General features: G+C 57.5%; 13 protein-coding genes and 1 tRNA gene. 5 read left to right on the top strand and 9 right to left on the bottom strand.

What is annotated here, in order from left to right; genetic code table 11:
* Positions 1 to 139: 139 nt before the first annotated feature.
* The 3 genes from ACR3EL_RS00790 (at position 140) to ACR3EL_RS00780 (ending at position 1,910) form a co-directional block, all read left to right on the top strand.
* Positions 140 to 373 carry an integrase arm-type DNA-binding domain-containing protein gene (locus tag ACR3EL_RS00790; protein ID WP_367646656.1) on the top strand — a complete coding sequence of 78 codons (234 nt, stop codon included), beginning with the start codon at positions 140 to 142 and terminating at the stop codon, positions 371 to 373.
* Between the two features lie 19 nt (positions 374 to 392).
* Positions 393 to 1,172, top strand: coding sequence for a tyrosine-type recombinase/integrase (locus tag ACR3EL_RS00785; protein ID WP_480656815.1), 780 nt, complete (start codon positions 393 to 395; stop codon positions 1,170 to 1,172).
* Positions 1,173 to 1,241: 69 nt separating this feature from the next.
* Positions 1,242 to 1,910: a tyrosine-type recombinase/integrase gene (locus tag ACR3EL_RS00780; protein ID WP_480720039.1), complete on the top strand. Its 669-nt coding sequence runs from the start codon at positions 1,242 to 1,244 to the stop codon at positions 1,908 to 1,910.
* Positions 1,911 to 2,555: 645 nt separating this feature from the next.
* Here the strand turns inward: ACR3EL_RS00780 and ACR3EL_RS00775 are convergent.
* From ACR3EL_RS00775 to ACR3EL_RS00760, 4 genes are all read right to left on the bottom strand, one after another.
* Positions 2,556 to 2,918 (bottom strand): hypothetical protein, encoded by a 363-nt coding sequence (locus tag ACR3EL_RS00775; RefSeq protein ID WP_170340909.1) that lies wholly within the window; start codon positions 2,916 to 2,918, stop codon positions 2,556 to 2,558.
* A gap of 1,613 nt (positions 2,919 to 4,531) precedes the next feature.
* The gene (locus tag ACR3EL_RS00770) at positions 4,532 to 6,070 is read right to left on the bottom strand and encodes a ShlB/FhaC/HecB family hemolysin secretion/activation protein (protein WP_170369048.1); all 1,539 of its coding nucleotides are present in this window, start codon (positions 6,068 to 6,070) and stop codon (positions 4,532 to 4,534) included.
* 331 nt (positions 6,071 to 6,401) lie between these two features.
* A complete protein-coding gene (locus ACR3EL_RS00765; protein WP_174825053.1) occupies positions 6,402 to 6,851 on the bottom strand; it encodes a hypothetical protein in 450 nt (149 codons plus the stop codon).
* A 396-nt stretch (positions 6,852 to 7,247) separates the two neighbouring features.
* Positions 7,248 to 7,323: transfer RNA gene (locus ACR3EL_RS00760), tRNA-Lys, on the bottom strand.
* A 211-nt stretch (positions 7,324 to 7,534) separates the two neighbouring features.
* On the opposite strand from ACR3EL_RS00760, the gene dapF reads away from it, so the two are divergent.
* Positions 7,535 to 8,377 carry a diaminopimelate epimerase gene (gene dapF / locus ACR3EL_RS00755; RefSeq protein ID WP_170340871.1) on the top strand — a complete coding sequence of 281 codons (843 nt, stop codon included), beginning with the start codon at positions 7,535 to 7,537 and terminating at the stop codon, positions 8,375 to 8,377.
* Entirely contained in the window at positions 8,374 to 9,630 is a 1,257-nt protein-coding gene (gene mtaB / locus ACR3EL_RS00750) for a tRNA (N(6)-L-threonylcarbamoyladenosine(37)-C(2))-methylthiotransferase MtaB (protein WP_170340869.1), read from the top strand. Before dapF ends, mtaB begins: the two co-directional genes overlap by 4 nt.
* 6 nt (positions 9,631 to 9,636) lie before the next feature.
* Here mtaB and ACR3EL_RS00745 read toward each other — a convergent pair whose 3' ends face one another.
* The 5 genes from ACR3EL_RS00745 to petB form a co-directional block, all read right to left on the bottom strand.
* Positions 9,637 to 10,158, bottom strand: a complete 522-nt coding sequence (locus ACR3EL_RS00745) for a helix-turn-helix transcriptional regulator (protein ID WP_170370326.1) — start codon at positions 10,156 to 10,158, stop codon at positions 9,637 to 9,639.
* Positions 10,155 to 10,730: a cytochrome b/b6 domain-containing protein gene (locus tag ACR3EL_RS00740; protein ID WP_480720034.1), complete on the bottom strand. Its 576-nt coding sequence runs from the start codon at positions 10,728 to 10,730 to the stop codon at positions 10,155 to 10,157. The genes ACR3EL_RS00745 and ACR3EL_RS00740 overlap by 4 nt, the downstream gene beginning before the upstream one ends.
* A 6-nt stretch (positions 10,731 to 10,736) precedes the next feature.
* The gene (locus tag ACR3EL_RS00735) at positions 10,737 to 10,988 is read right to left on the bottom strand and encodes a PepSY domain-containing protein (protein WP_480720032.1); all 252 of its coding nucleotides are present in this window, start codon (positions 10,986 to 10,988) and stop codon (positions 10,737 to 10,739) included.
* 207 nt (positions 10,989 to 11,195) lie between these two features.
* Positions 11,196 to 11,981 carry a cytochrome c1 gene (locus ACR3EL_RS00730; RefSeq protein ID WP_170459606.1) on the bottom strand — a complete coding sequence of 262 codons (786 nt, stop codon included), beginning with the start codon at positions 11,979 to 11,981 and terminating at the stop codon, positions 11,196 to 11,198.
* 18 nt (positions 11,982 to 11,999) lie between these two features.
* Positions 12,000 to 13,331 (bottom strand): cytochrome b, encoded by a 1,332-nt coding sequence (petB, locus tag ACR3EL_RS00725; protein ID WP_093964026.1) that lies wholly within the window; start codon positions 13,329 to 13,331, stop codon positions 12,000 to 12,002.
* Between the last annotated feature and the right edge of the window lie 10 nt (positions 13,332 to 13,341).

Below are 13,341 nucleotides of genomic sequence, written 5' to 3'. Positions count from 1 at the left end.
GGCGTACTCCCCTGCAAAATCGGAGTATTCACGCGCTGTGGTTGCTACAAGGCTCTCCCCAACTCCCCGCATTTTGCTTACCCTATGCTACCTAAGTCATCTGGATGCAATACGCCCAATGCCAGACTAACAAAATCAAGTGTCGATCGCATTTCAGCAACAAACCGGACGGTCGAAACGCAAGACACTTGGGCGATATGGGCCGACCTTGTCTTTGGGCGCCGCCCGCGAAATGGCACGCGCGCTTCTTGCTGACGTGGTGCGCGGCGGAGATCCTGTCGCGGATGCTCAAACGCTCAGGCATTCACCAACGGTGAACTCACTTGCAGCGATACATGACCGAACATGCGGAGCCAAAGAAACGTCCCGGTAGTGTTCGGAATGATCGGCCGATGCTGGACCGATACATTCTCCCCGAGCTTGGGGATTTTAAAGGCATTGAAGTGACGCGTCAGCATGTTCAAAAGCTTCACAATCAAATGCGCGATACACCATATCAAGCCAATCGCACTCTGGCCCTCATGTCGAAAATGTTTGAACTGTCTGTACGCTGGGGTCAGCGTTCTGACAATCCGGCGCGCGCTATAGAAAAGTTTCCCGAGGAAAAGCGGGACCGCTGGCTGTCAGACGATGAGCTGCAAAGGCTTTTGGTGGCTCTGTCAGAGCATCCAAATCAGGTTGCAGCCAACGCTATACGCCTGCAACTTCTGACAGGCGCACGGATCGGCGAAGTGCTGAAGGCAAAATGGGAAGACTTCGATTTGGACCGCGCGGTGTGGACAAAGCCGTCGCACCACACAAAGCAAAAGCGACAAAAGCACCTGCCGATTTCGTCAGCAACCTGTGATTTGCTTGCGGCAATGAAAGCAGGGGCATCTCCTGAAAGTCGTTGGTTGTTTCCGGGACGCTCTCCGGACCAACCGTACAAGGATCTGAAGAAACTTTGGAGCTCGGTCACCACATCTGCAGGTCTTCAAGACTACCGTATCCACGAAAATCGGCATACACATGCGTCGCATCTGGTTTCCAGCGGTCTGAGTCTGCCTATAGTCGGTCGGTTACTTGGACACACGAACCCGTCCACCACGCAACGCCATGCGCACCTCGCAGATGACCCATTGCGGCAGACAGCGGATGTGATGGGTAAGAAGATCAGCGGTGGCAGTTCCTGAAACCTGAGAACTTTCCTGTGCTGAAGACTCACGAGCGACAATTAGACTGCAGCTGTCGGCACAGTGTCGATGTTCGGGGCGGAAAGGAATGGACGGAGATCTAAGGTGTCCAAATCTCTACTTCCCGTTGTCACAACGCGTCGTCCGCCTTGGAACAATGGCAGACTAGCTGGACAAAAGCGGCCATTGCAGCCAAAGCAAGTTTGGGCCATTCGCGCTCGACTCGAACTTGCAAACAAGCTGAGAGACCTGACATTGTCCAACCTTGCCATCGATAGCAAGTTGCGCGGGTGCGATCTGGTCCGCCTGAGGGTTAACGATCTTGCCGTTGGCAACACTGTTCGCGATCGGGTTTCCGTTGTTCAAAGCGAAACTGCAAAGCCGGCGCAATTTGAAGTGACAGAGAATACACGTGAAGTCGTGTCGCAATGGGTCTCTTCTCAATACATGCATGGACAACGGTATCTATTTCCGAGTCGTATGCATGCTTTACCGCATCTTTCGACCCGGCAATACGCTAGGCTTGTCCGGGAATGGGTGTCAGCGATTGGTCTCGATCCGTCCAGCTACGGCACGCATTCGCTTAGGTGCACCAAAGCGGCTATGATATACAGAAAGACCGGGAACCTAGGTGCCGTTCAACTTCTGCTCGGTCACAGCAAAGTGGACAGTACGGCGCGTTACCTTGGTGTCGAGCTTGAAGACGCGCTGAGTATTGCCGAACGTATCGATCTTTAACGAAATAGGCGGGCGGGATCTCCCGCTCGCTGCTCCCAAGCAGACATTCGAATTCTCCGGTTCATCTTCCGCTCAGAGCCCATCTTGAACGATGCTGCACGTTGTGTCGAATGTCGGTTTTGATTGATCGACTCAACAAGTGGCAATCCAAACGTAGTTTTGCCGAGCATTTCTGGCTAAAGACTCTTTGCGGCTTGATAGGACCTAGTACTGCACTCTCGAAACCGTGCAACTCAGGTCTCTACTAGACTTTAGTTGGTTCCCGTTAATCGTAACAGTTGAGGTCATCGACCGATAATCGCCAACTCTACCACTGCCCGACGGGAAGAACTGCATAAACCTAGTTGTGTTTTCTACGCCCGGAGAGCTGCAAACATCCCCGGCACAATCGTAAGCGCTATCGGCCAAGATATCGCCATGTACACCCACAACCAAAGGACGAGCTTGCCTCTCGGTTCTCACAATAACCGAGTTATTTGAAACACAAACTGATACCCAATCTTGGCCGAACGACGTGGTCGGGCTTAAGCCAAGCAAAAAGGATGCCGATAGGAGCTTCATATTTTCTGTCAATAAAGCCGCAAGGCGCCACATTGCACCAACCTCAATCTTTGTGCCGCGATCTTGGGCAACCGTTCCGATTGCCTACGTATTCTGAGACAAGTCGCCGAACACTATTCGTTTGTACGACAGCACTTCTTGACCAGCCTCGTCAATCTCAACAGTGATTTCTTGTGCTAAGAATGCTTCAAGAAACAGATTATGCCCGCATGTGATGCTGCCTTCCCATGAGCCAACAATCGCGGCCGGATAAGGATTGAGCATTGGTTTGTTGTACCGAGCTTGATCAAGTTGCTCGCACAGATTGTATTTTTGAACCTGGTACAGTACCTCCACATACTCGCGAACTTTTGCTGCCGACGTCCGTGCACTGAGGATACCGACATGCGGTTGCTTGACGGCTGCGTGGCTCCCTACCCAGCTCCATTTAATTTTCCAAGCTTTCATTTATAGTACTCGCTGTTGATCCTACCTCACAGCCTGTTCTGAGCGGCGGCACAGGACTGTAGTACACCTTGCTGGTTCAAACCGCTCTTATGAATTCTCAGTGGAATACTGCCATTCGAATAGGGCACAGCGAAGGCCCGTTCCGTCCGCATAACGGTCGTTCGTGGGGACTGTAGCGAACGACCGCTTTGAGCCCGATTGATTGATGCCGCGTGGCTCCCTAATTACAGAAATGCGCTGAAATCTGACTTTGCAAAGGTGCCGTTCAAGCTTTTGCTCGCCTAACCAGACCGGCCCAAATAGCCGGAGACCCCTCTTGGAAGTGCGGCGCTTTAGATTGTTGGCCTATTTTGACAAAACTTAGGTACTGAGCATTGTTGGGCTACGTCAGCCAACGTTAGTGCTAGGGGAATAAGGGCAATACAAACTCCACCAAACCAGACGATATTGGTCGATTGACCTCTTTGTCCGAGCAATAGCTACCAGACAAGCTTCAGCGCTGTTTTCGTTTAACCGAAATAATGCACCCAGAGTGTTTTGGATGCCGTGCTGGTACATCCCGCGCCATAGCGTCCACGTTTCCTAGGTGCCGCAACGCTCCGCTGTTCAGCAATACACCACGCCCTGCGTCGTAACGGCGCTGTCCAAATCCGCTGGCAACGCATTCCCAGTTTTCCTTGGCCGCTGCGTTGCGGAACCTGGGTAAGTCGTGCGGGTCATGCCGTCCAGGTGTTGCTGCGACATGATCGTGTTTCTTTGAATTGCTTTGGTGGGTCAAATGGTGGGTCACCTGTGTTGTGCCAGTTGGCTGGACAGTACCGGTCGTCGGCCTTGGCTTTGGGCGCATAACTGTCACTACGCCTTGTGGTTTTGGATGTCCTGGGACGGCCACGTGAGTTGCCGTAGGTTTTGGTGTCAACTGTGGAACTTGGCCAGGGACCGCTGTGGGAACCTGATTGGGAGTCGCGGTTGGAACGAGCGGTGGCACAGCAGTTTGACCGCTGGGTTGAGGCGGAACCTGACCAGGAACCGCGACTGGTATTTGGTTAGGTGTTGCTGTCGGCACCAGGGGCGGCACATTGGGTTGAGGCGGAACCTGGCCAGGGACAGCTATCGGAACTTGATTGGGAGTCGCAGTCGGAACTTGCGGCGGCACAGCAGTCGGTCCGGTAGCCAACGGCGGAACCTGATTGGGAACGGCTGTCGGAACCCGGTTTGGTGTCGGGTTTGGCACCAATGGCGGAGCTAGTGTCGGCGCTACGATCGGCGTTGGAACCTGACCGGGAACCGCTATTGGCGTCGCGATAGGAACCCGACCGGGAATTGCGTTCGGAACCGCGCCCGGCGCAAGGACCGGCACTGCAACGGACGTGGGCGTTTGCGGCGTTCCCCGAGGTGGCAACTGATTTGCCACCGGCTGCGTTGGGCCGGTAATTTGATTGCCTGGCCCTTGCCCACCGGTCTGCCCGCATCCTTGGCCGGACTGGTGTGGGTTCCCTACACCTCGGCACCAACCGTATTGGTTTCCGCGGGCAAAGACCTGCGTAGCGGCCAGTCCGGCAATCAAACAAGCTGCGGAAAGTAAAGCAATGCGGTTCCGTTTCATAACATCCTCACCAACTTGTTGTCAGAGCAAGATACGCGCCAGGATCGCCAGAGTCGGTCAAAGGACCGTCCCTCAAAGGAACACCGACATATCCGGACAAGAATAGGTTCTGCTTAAACTCAATGTCCAAACCCAGACCAGTCGATGCCAGTGTAGCACTTTCAACTTCAAAACTCGCAGGGTCATTGTTCGAGATGTAACCCACGTCGAAAAAGGCAAAGGGCGTCAAGCGATGTATGCTCTGGGACCTGGGGAAGTAGGAATGAGACACTTCGAAAATCGCGGAGATCCCAGAATCACCATCTACCTCGTCAAAACGATATCCGCGCAAAGCATAACGATCACCAAGGAAGTACTCCTCTACCGAGGGCAGCCGGTCGGTTGTGAACTGGCCCCAGATCTCAGTGCGCCACGCTGTGTTGGGCGACAAGCCCGTAAGCGGGCTTTCGTATCCAATGCCGCCCCGTAGATGCCAGAATGAGGAGTCGCCGTCGTCAAAATTCGCGTCCGTCGTATTATTGTTGCCAAACGATAAGGTTAATCCCGCCTCCAAAGTTTGCCCTTTTGAATAGTTTTGCCCATAGAGATACGTTAGGCCGACGACACCTGCGTCACTGGATAATGGCACGCCGCCACTGACTGAGTCCGCTTCGGAAAGGCGATAATCCAGCAGAAGATATCCATAACGGGCCACATCGCGGATCACCGGGTAGCCCAACGCGACGGTGAAGTTCTCGCCATCAACATCTGTCCTTGCAAACTCCCCCGAGAGATCACGTTTTGCGTTTATGTTTCCGTAGAAAACCTCACCGTACAGACCATCGCTGTTCAGCGGCGTGCGATAGGTAACAGCACCCCACAAAGAGTGTTCGTCGTCTTTGTCCCAATTGTAGTTGCCAGACCCCTCAAATCGCAGCAAATCCCCGACGGTCAGCGTCGAATAAAACTCTTGTACGACATAGAAGCTGAGCGCTTCTCCCAGCTCACGCGGAGGGTTGTCGAGTGTCGCACTACCGGCTTGTTTGCGCAGAGGTTCGCCCAGTACCCTCAACCGAGCGCCAGCCTGATCCGGGTAATCAAGTTCGGTCGACACGTCCAAGTCGGGTATGTCCTCGGCTAACATGACCGCCCGCTCAAATTGTTTGAGAGTTATCGGGTATGCGGTGGTGAGTGGGCGAAAGATCTTCTCCAGGGTTTGGAACGTGCGCGTATCTACACCTTCAATTTCGATGGTTTGAATGCGCCCTTCATCCACAACTATGCTCTGCCCATCGGGTCCAGGCCAGGCCTCAGCCAAGAAATAACCGTCTTCTCGGTAGATTTGAGTGATCGTTGATGCGACCCCGTCCGCCGTGATGCGACCTGACCGATTGAAGGCCAATTGGCCGGCATAAGTTAGCAACTCATCCGCATCATATACCGTTACGCCGCTGACGGAGTGCCGGGATGCGATGTCCCAAGTTTGGGCAATGCCGTATTTTGGAACTGATACGACGGCTATAACAGTGCAAATGATCGCAAATACAACCGAGCTGAATACGTGCATTTTTTATAACCTTACGGAAATCGGGCATGTTCAAGCCCAATCTTATTACGACGTGCGCATGTGTGAACTTGACGCTATTCTAGTTTGATCATGGTTGGTGCTTTCCGGATACACACCTGAAAGGTCACAATGCGCCTTCGTCGCCCGGGAACTCGATACCGGCTGTCGTGCCATCACTGTAGGCGATACAATTCCACGGAGCCCGACCCTCTCCGACACCAACGGTGGCTTGTGTTCCAGCCTCGCTGAACGCGGATGAGAGCACGACGACTTGCGCGACGACGCCCAAATTCCGAGCGCATCTTTTTGAATGCGTAAGCTGTGAACTTGTCTATTTTATCACGATCAAGTGCTTGTTTCTGCCAGACGGTCTTGCCGTACCAACCGCCCGCATACTCTTCGACAATTTTGAAACTTCAAAGGTGTGCTGGGAGAGCGCCTGCTGGAAAGCAACACGCTGTGCGTCGGTAGAAAAGCGTCGATCTTCGCCGGTATGATTGGCGAGTTCCCGGCTATGGTAGTAGTCCAGAGAGCGGTAAGTTAGCCGGGCAAAGAAATCCCGCGCGAGCCTCGCAAATTCATCTCTCGAGGCAAAACTCGCAAGTGTCCTACGGATTTCCTGCGGTGTCGGTTCAAACAGGGTTGGCAACCGGTCGCGCAGCTGAATGGACAGGGTTTCCCGCAGCGCGACCTTCGCCAATTCTCCTACATCGGAAGATCCTCGGAGATCGAAGCTGTTGCGATCAACGGCACGATCCAAACCGGCCAGCAAGCCGGTCACTGTAACTGAGTTCCGACGTCGCAATGCCCAAATCAGCCAAAGCGTCTTCGAAGCCCGGAGCCCTTGCAAGCAAAGGCAGCCTCACGAGGAGATCACTTACAAACTGAAACCTGGGGTCACGACTCGCCAGTGCGAGATCGCTCTCAGATGCATCCGCTGCGGCCTCGGCGATCTCTTCGACCGACGTATCGGTTGCGATCAAATCAACGACCTCGCGCCACTTCTTGGACCGAGGCAACGTGCCAAGCCTGATGTGTCCCATCAGCTCTTCCCTTGCCTGCAAAGGCATGCAACCCTCGGGCGAATGTAAAGGGAAATATGGGCTCAGTCGCTTACCCTGTGCTTACCTGAAAGGAGCGCCTGGCACGAGATCGCCTCTCTGAGTCTTTGAAAAAGTGGTGAGCCGTGCAGGATTCGAACCTGCGACCCACTGATTAAAAGTCAGTTGCTCTACCAACTGAGCTAACGGCCCACTCTTTTCATCGGATCGTTGCGATCCGTGGCGCTGTCTAAGGCATTTTCCCGACCGGGTACAAGCCCTTTCTCGCACCGCGTTCCGCCTGAAATCATTGTGTTCCCGGCGTCCCGATAGGCGGCCTAATTAGGGTTGAGGCGGCGGGGGGTCAACCCCTTTTTTCAGGAATCTTCGCGCCGGGCTGGATTCATGTCTGCGGCAAGGCTATATGCCCGCCATGCAACAACGATCCGACACCGGTTTGCCCTTCATGAAGATGCACGGGCTTGGCAATGACTTCGTCATTGTGGACGCGCGCGCGCATCCGGTGCAGATCACGCCAGCGCTGGCGCGCGGGATCGGACACCGGCAGTTCGGGGTCGGATTCGACCAGCTGGCCGTCATCGAAAACGGCGAATCGGATGTGCACCTGGTGTTCTACAATGCCGACGGATCGGTCTCGGCCACCTGCGGCAACGCCACCCGCTGCATCGCCCGGTTCCTGATGCAGGAAAGCGGCAAATCCGAACTGACGCTGACCACCAGCCACGGCACGCTGCAGGCGCGGGACGCGGGCGACGGGCTGACCTCGGTCAACATGGGGCATCCGCAGCTGGACTGGGCCGATATTCCATTGGCCGAAGAGGTGGATACGCTGGAACTGCCGATCGAAGGTGGACCGGTGGCCACCGGCATGGGCAACCCGCATTGCACCTTCTTCGTCGAGGATGCCGAGGCGATCCCGCTGGAGGAATTCGGCGCGCGCTATGAGCATCACCCGCTCTATCCGCAGCGCACCAATGTGCAAATCGCCCAGATCATCGGCCCGGATCACATCCGCATGCGGGTGTGGGAGCGCGGCGTGGGCATCACGCTGGCCTCGGGCTCGTCCTCCTGCGCCACCGCCGTTGCCGCGGCCCGGCGTGGCCTGACCGGGCGCAAGGTGCAGATCGAGCTGGACGGCGGCACCATCTGGATCGACTGGCGCGAGGACGGCGTCTGGATGACCGGTCCCACCTGCCATGTCTTCTCGGGCACGCTGACGCCCGAATTCCTGAGGACGCTGGGATGAACCCGCCGAAATTCACCACGCTGGGCTGCCGGCTCAACGCCTACGAGACCGAAGCGATGAAGGAGCTGTCGCAGCAGGCCGGCCTGACAGATGCGGTGATCGTGAACACTTGCGCCGTCACCGCCGAAGCCGTGCGCAAGGCCCGGCAGGAGATCCGCAAGCTGCGCCGCGAGAACCCCAATGCCCGGCTGATCGTCACCGGCTGCGCGGCCCAGACCGAGCCCCAGACCTTTGCCGAGATGGAAGAGGTCGATGCGGTGATCGGCAACACCGAGAAGATGCGCCCCGAAACCTGGAAGGGCATGGCCGCCGATTTCATCGGCGAGACCGAGGCGATGCAGGTCGATGACATCATGTCTGTCACCGAAACCGCGGGTCATCTGATCGACGGGTTCGGCACCCGCTCGCGCGCCTATGTGCAGGTCCAGAACGGCTGTGACCATCGCTGCACCTTCTGCATCATCCCCTATGGCCGCGGCAACTCGCGCAGCGTCCCGGCGGGCGTGGTGGTGGACCAGATCAAGCGGCTGGTGGACCGGGGCTATAACGAGGTGGTGCTGACCGGGGTCGACCTGACCTCATGGGGCGCCGACCTGCCGGCAAGCCCCAAGCTGGGCGATCTGGTCATGCGCATCCTGAAACTGGTGCCGGACCTGCCGCGCCTGCGCATCAGCTCGATCGATTCGATCGAGGTGGACGAGAACCTGATGCAGGCCATCGCGACCGAGCCACGCCTGATGCCGCATCTGCACCTGTCGCTGCAGCATGGTGACGATCTGATCCTGAAACGGATGAAGCGCCGCCACCTGCGCGACGACGCCATCCGCTTTACCGAAGAGGCCCGCAAGCTGCGCCCCGAGATCACCTTTGGCGCCGACATCATCGCGGGCTTTCCGACGGAAACCGAGGCGCATTTCGAGAACTCGCTGAAACTGGTCACCGACTGCGACCTGACCTGGCTGCATGTCTTTCCCTATTCCAAGCGAGAAGGTACGCCGGCGGCGCGCATTCCGCAGCAGGTCAACGGCAAGGTCACAAAGGAACGTGCGGCCAGGCTACGTGAGGCGGGTGATACGCAGGTAGCAAGGCACCTGGCGGCCCAACTGGGCAAGACCCATCACATTCTGATGGAGAATTCTCACATGGGCCGGACCGAGCAGTTCACCGAAGTGACATTTGCGAACGCGCAACCCGAAGGGCAGATCGTGACTGCCGCCATCACCGGGGTTCGCGATCAGCAGCTGGTGGCCTGACGCCTCTCAGGCCGGCCCGTCAGTCGCCAGAAGCTCTTCCATGAAAACACTGATCAGTTGGGCCCGCCCGTCCACGCCGGCTTTTCCATAGATCGAAGCCGATTGCGCGCGAACGGTACCCACGGCGCGGCCTCGGATCCGGGCGATATTCTCATTGTCGACGCCCTTGAGGATCAACAGGCCCACTTCGCGCTCGGCGCTGGTCAGGCCCCAGCGGGTAAAGAAAGTGTCGATCACGGCGCTCATTTCGCCCTGCGCCGCGCGCAGGCCTTGTTTTGCCTGGTCCATTCGCGCCAGCAATCTGCGCAGCTCGAGCATGAAGAACAGGACGCCAAGGCAAAGTACGGTCGCGACCAGGGATTCCAAAACGAGATGTGCCAGGGGCTCGCTGCCATCGAGGTCCAGAATGGCGTCGCCCATGTAGAATGCGGCGCATAGACCCTGAACCACGATCATCGCCGCCATCAGAACGGCCCGGCGTGCATCCGCATCGCCGGACCGCAGGTTTTCGGTGATCCATTTGATCATTTGGTCGACCAGCCATCAGGAATATTCTTGTCTCCTGATACCATGGCTTTGACCAGAGCGACACCGGTTCGACGTTGGTCCAAAAGCACGCCAAGCACGTGCAGAAGAACGCTGAGCATCAGCCAGTTGAACGCCAGCTCGTGCGCATCCTCGACCCAACCCACCCCGAAGAAGGCCGCGGTACCCATCATGATGCCTGTGGCGCAGATGAAGCCCAACGTCATCCAGATGTTGTAGACCATCAGCGCGCCCAGAGGATTGTGCGACAGGTGAACCGACCGGTCGCCCCGGACGGTGTCACGCACATGTCGGACCGCAGCATTCGGGCTGAACGGAAATGCCGAGAACCTGGCCGGTGCCGGCCCAAGGACGCCCCAGGCCAAGCGCAGCAGAACCAGCCCGAGCACGGCATAACCGACATATTCATGCGGCAGCCCCTCGGGGTCGGTCACAGCGGCGTTGAGCAGAATGCCCAGAACCACCGACCAGTGGATCAGGCGGACCAGCGGGTCCCAGACCCGGATGGTGCGGGCGCCCTCGCGCCCGCCCTGGTGCTGGATTGACTCAGACATTGCCGGTCACTTGTCCTCGATCTTTTGGATCTTGCCGGACGCGGGGTCCACATAGACCTCGGCCATCTGTCCGTCTTTCACGACATAGGCCTCGATTTCACCGTCCTCCATTTCGATCTTGCGCACGTCATAGCCAAGCTCGGTCAGAGCGGTGCGCACTTCGGTCTCTGTCTTGCCCAGTCCCGTATCCGGCACCAGGTCCAGAGCCAGAACCGGAGTGGCCACAAGCAACGCGGCTGCAAGTATGGGTAGTTTCATGTCGGGTCTCCTCGGTTTCGATCCTGCGTCAGACCGCCTGACGCTGTCGAAAACCTGAGCAGCCGACCCCGCCGGCGCCATGCGCATTCCGCTTAAAAGCTGTGAATAAGCCCGCGCTGATGCCCGGTTCGGCGAACTTCCGACCGCAAAAAGAAACAACCCCGCGCCATGCGCGGGGTTGTCTTGCTTTTGCAGGTGACCTTCAGGTCAAACCGACTTTTTGCCTTTGACCGGCGCCCACAGGCGCTTGTTCACCAAGTAGAGAAGCACCGACATGATGGTCAGAAACAGAACCCCAACAAAGCCCGAGGCCTTGCGATCCATCATTTTCGGTTCGGCGGCCCACATCAGGAACGCTGCGACGTCCTGGGACATGGCCTCGACGGTGTTTTCGTGTCCGTCGGCAAACTCGACCTGTTCGTCAGACAACGGCGGACCCATCGAAATCCAGCCGCCCGGGAAGGCGGTGTTTTCGTACAGGATCGTGCCGGCCTCTTCTTTTTCCTTGCCGGTATAGCCGTCCAGCAGCGAGGCGATGTATTCAGCGCCACCCATGCCTTTGACCAGCTGGTTGATCCCCAGACCGTAGGGGCCGTGGAAGCCTGCACGTGCCTTGGCCATCAGGCTCAGGTCAGGTGCGCCCACGGCATCGTTGGCCGGGAAGTGATCGGTCGGCTTCGCGGGGCGGAAATCGTCCAGCTCGGGATCGAACACCTCGAACGAGCCGGCGGCATAAGCGATGACTTCTTCTTCCGAGTAGCCCAGCGCCGTGAGGTCGCGCAGCGGTACGTACTTCAGACCGTGGCAGGCCGCGCAAACCTCGGTATAGATCTGCAGGCCGCGCTGAAGCTGGTTCTGATCGTAAGCGCCAAAAGGCCCTTCGAACGAGAAGTCGAAGTCCTCGATATGCTGCTCGCCGCCTCCGGCTGCGGATACCGCAGCAGGAGCAAGGGCGATGGCAAACGCGGCACCGATTGCAAGTTTCTTGAACATGGTTTCCGGTCCCTCTTCTTACTCGGCCGGCGTGGCGTCGGCGTCAGCCTTGCCATAATGCGCGTTGAAGTCTTCTTCGATGGTTTCCGGCTGGGCATCGGGCTTTTCGATGACACCCAGGATCGGCAGGATCACGAAGAAATAGGCGAACCAGTAGGCGGACGCGATCAGCGAGAAGGTCGCATAGGGCTCTTCCGCCGGCATCGCACCCAGCCACATCAGGGCAAAGAAGTCGATGACCAGAAGGTAGAACCACCATTTGAACATCGGGCGGTACTTGCCCGAACGCACGGTCGAAGTGTCCAGCCACGGCGCCAGCGCCATCGCCAGGATTGCACCGAACATCGCCAGAACACCAAAGAACTTGGCGTCGATGATGCCACCGGTGATGAAGCTGGCGAACTGCACGACCCAGACTTCGCTGGTGAAGGCACGCAGGATCGCGTAGAACGGCAGGAAGTACCATTCGGGCACGATGTGCGCGGGCGTGACCAGCGGGTTGGCTTCGATGTAGTTGTCCGGATGGCCCAGGTAGTTCGGCATGAAGCCGACGATCGCCCAGAACACGACCAGGATGACGGCCAGCGCGAACAGGTCCTTGATCACGAAATAGGGCCAGAACGGCAGCGTGTCTTTCTCGGCCTCGGCTTTCGACGTGCGGCGAACTTCAACACCCGTGGGGTTGTTGTTGCCGGTGGTGTGGAAGGCCCAGATATGCACGATGACCAGCCCTGCGATGATGAAGGGCAGCAGATAGTGCAGCGAGAAGAAGCGGTTCAGCGTCGCGTTGTCGACGGCCGGTCCGCCCAGCAGCCAGGTCTGGATCGCTTCGCCCACGAAGGGGATCGCGCCGAACAGGCCGGTGATCACGGTGGCGCCCCAGAAGGACATCTGACCCCAAGGCAGAACATAACCCATGAAGGCGGTGCCCATCATCATCAGGTAGATCAGCATGCCGATGATCCAGGTCACTTCGCGCGGCGCCTTGTACGAACCGTAGAACAGGCCGCGGAAGATGTGGATATAGACCGCCACGAAGAACAGCGACGCGCCGTTCATGTGCAGGTACCGCAGCATGTAGCCGCCGTTTACGTTGCGCATGATGTGCTCGACGCTGGCAAAGGCCAGATCGACATGCGGGGTATAGTGCATCACTAGAACGATGCCGGTGACGATCTGCAACGCCAGGCAGAAGGTCAGGACGATGCCCCAGATCCACATCCAGTTCAGGTTCTTCGGGGTGGGGATCATCAAAGTGTCGTATAGAAGGCCGACGATGGGCAGACGGCTGTTCAGCCACTTCTCGCCGTTGGTCTTCGGTTCATAGTGATCGTGCGGGATACCGGACATGAGCGCGTCT

The sequence above is a fragment of the Ruegeria sp. BJ3 genome, assembly GCF_056535665.1.
Note: the sequence above shows the minus strand (reverse complement) of the source record. Positions and strands in the feature narration are given on the sequence as shown.

Bases quoted from the DNA above. Each gene is read 5' to 3' on its own strand.
- dapF (WP_170340871.1), top strand. From the start codon at position 7,535: ATGCCCGCCATGCAACAACGATCCGACACCGGTTTGCCCTTCATGAAG.
- ACR3EL_RS00780 (WP_480720039.1), top strand. From the start codon at position 1,242: ATGTTCGGGGCGGAAAGGAATGGACGGAGATCTAAGGTGTCCAAATCT.
- ACR3EL_RS00730 (WP_170459606.1), bottom strand. From the start codon at position 11,981: ATGTTCAAGAAACTTGCAATCGGTGCCGCGTTTGCCATCGCCCTTGCT.
- ACR3EL_RS00770 (WP_170369048.1), bottom strand. From the start codon at position 6,070: ATGCACGTATTCAGCTCGGTTGTATTTGCGATCATTTGCACTGTTATA.
- ACR3EL_RS00745 (WP_170370326.1), bottom strand. From the start codon at position 10,158: ATGATCAAATGGATCACCGAAAACCTGCGGTCCGGCGATGCGGATGCA.
- petB (WP_093964026.1), bottom strand. From the start codon at position 13,331: ATGTCCGGTATCCCGCACGATCACTATGAACCGAAGACCAACGGCGAG.
- ACR3EL_RS00775 (WP_170340909.1), bottom strand. From the start codon at position 2,918: ATGAAAGCTTGGAAAATTAAATGGAGCTGGGTAGGGAGCCACGCAGCC.
- ACR3EL_RS00735 (WP_480720032.1), bottom strand. From the start codon at position 10,988: ATGAAACTACCCATACTTGCAGCCGCGTTGCTTGTGGCCACTCCGGTT.
- ACR3EL_RS00740 (WP_480720034.1), bottom strand. From the start codon at position 10,730: ATGTCTGAGTCAATCCAGCACCAGGGCGGGCGCGAGGGCGCCCGCACC.
- ACR3EL_RS00785 (WP_480656815.1), top strand. From the start codon at position 393: ATGCTGGACCGATACATTCTCCCCGAGCTTGGGGATTTTAAAGGCATT.
- mtaB (WP_170340869.1), top strand. From the start codon at position 8,374: ATGAACCCGCCGAAATTCACCACGCTGGGCTGCCGGCTCAACGCCTAC.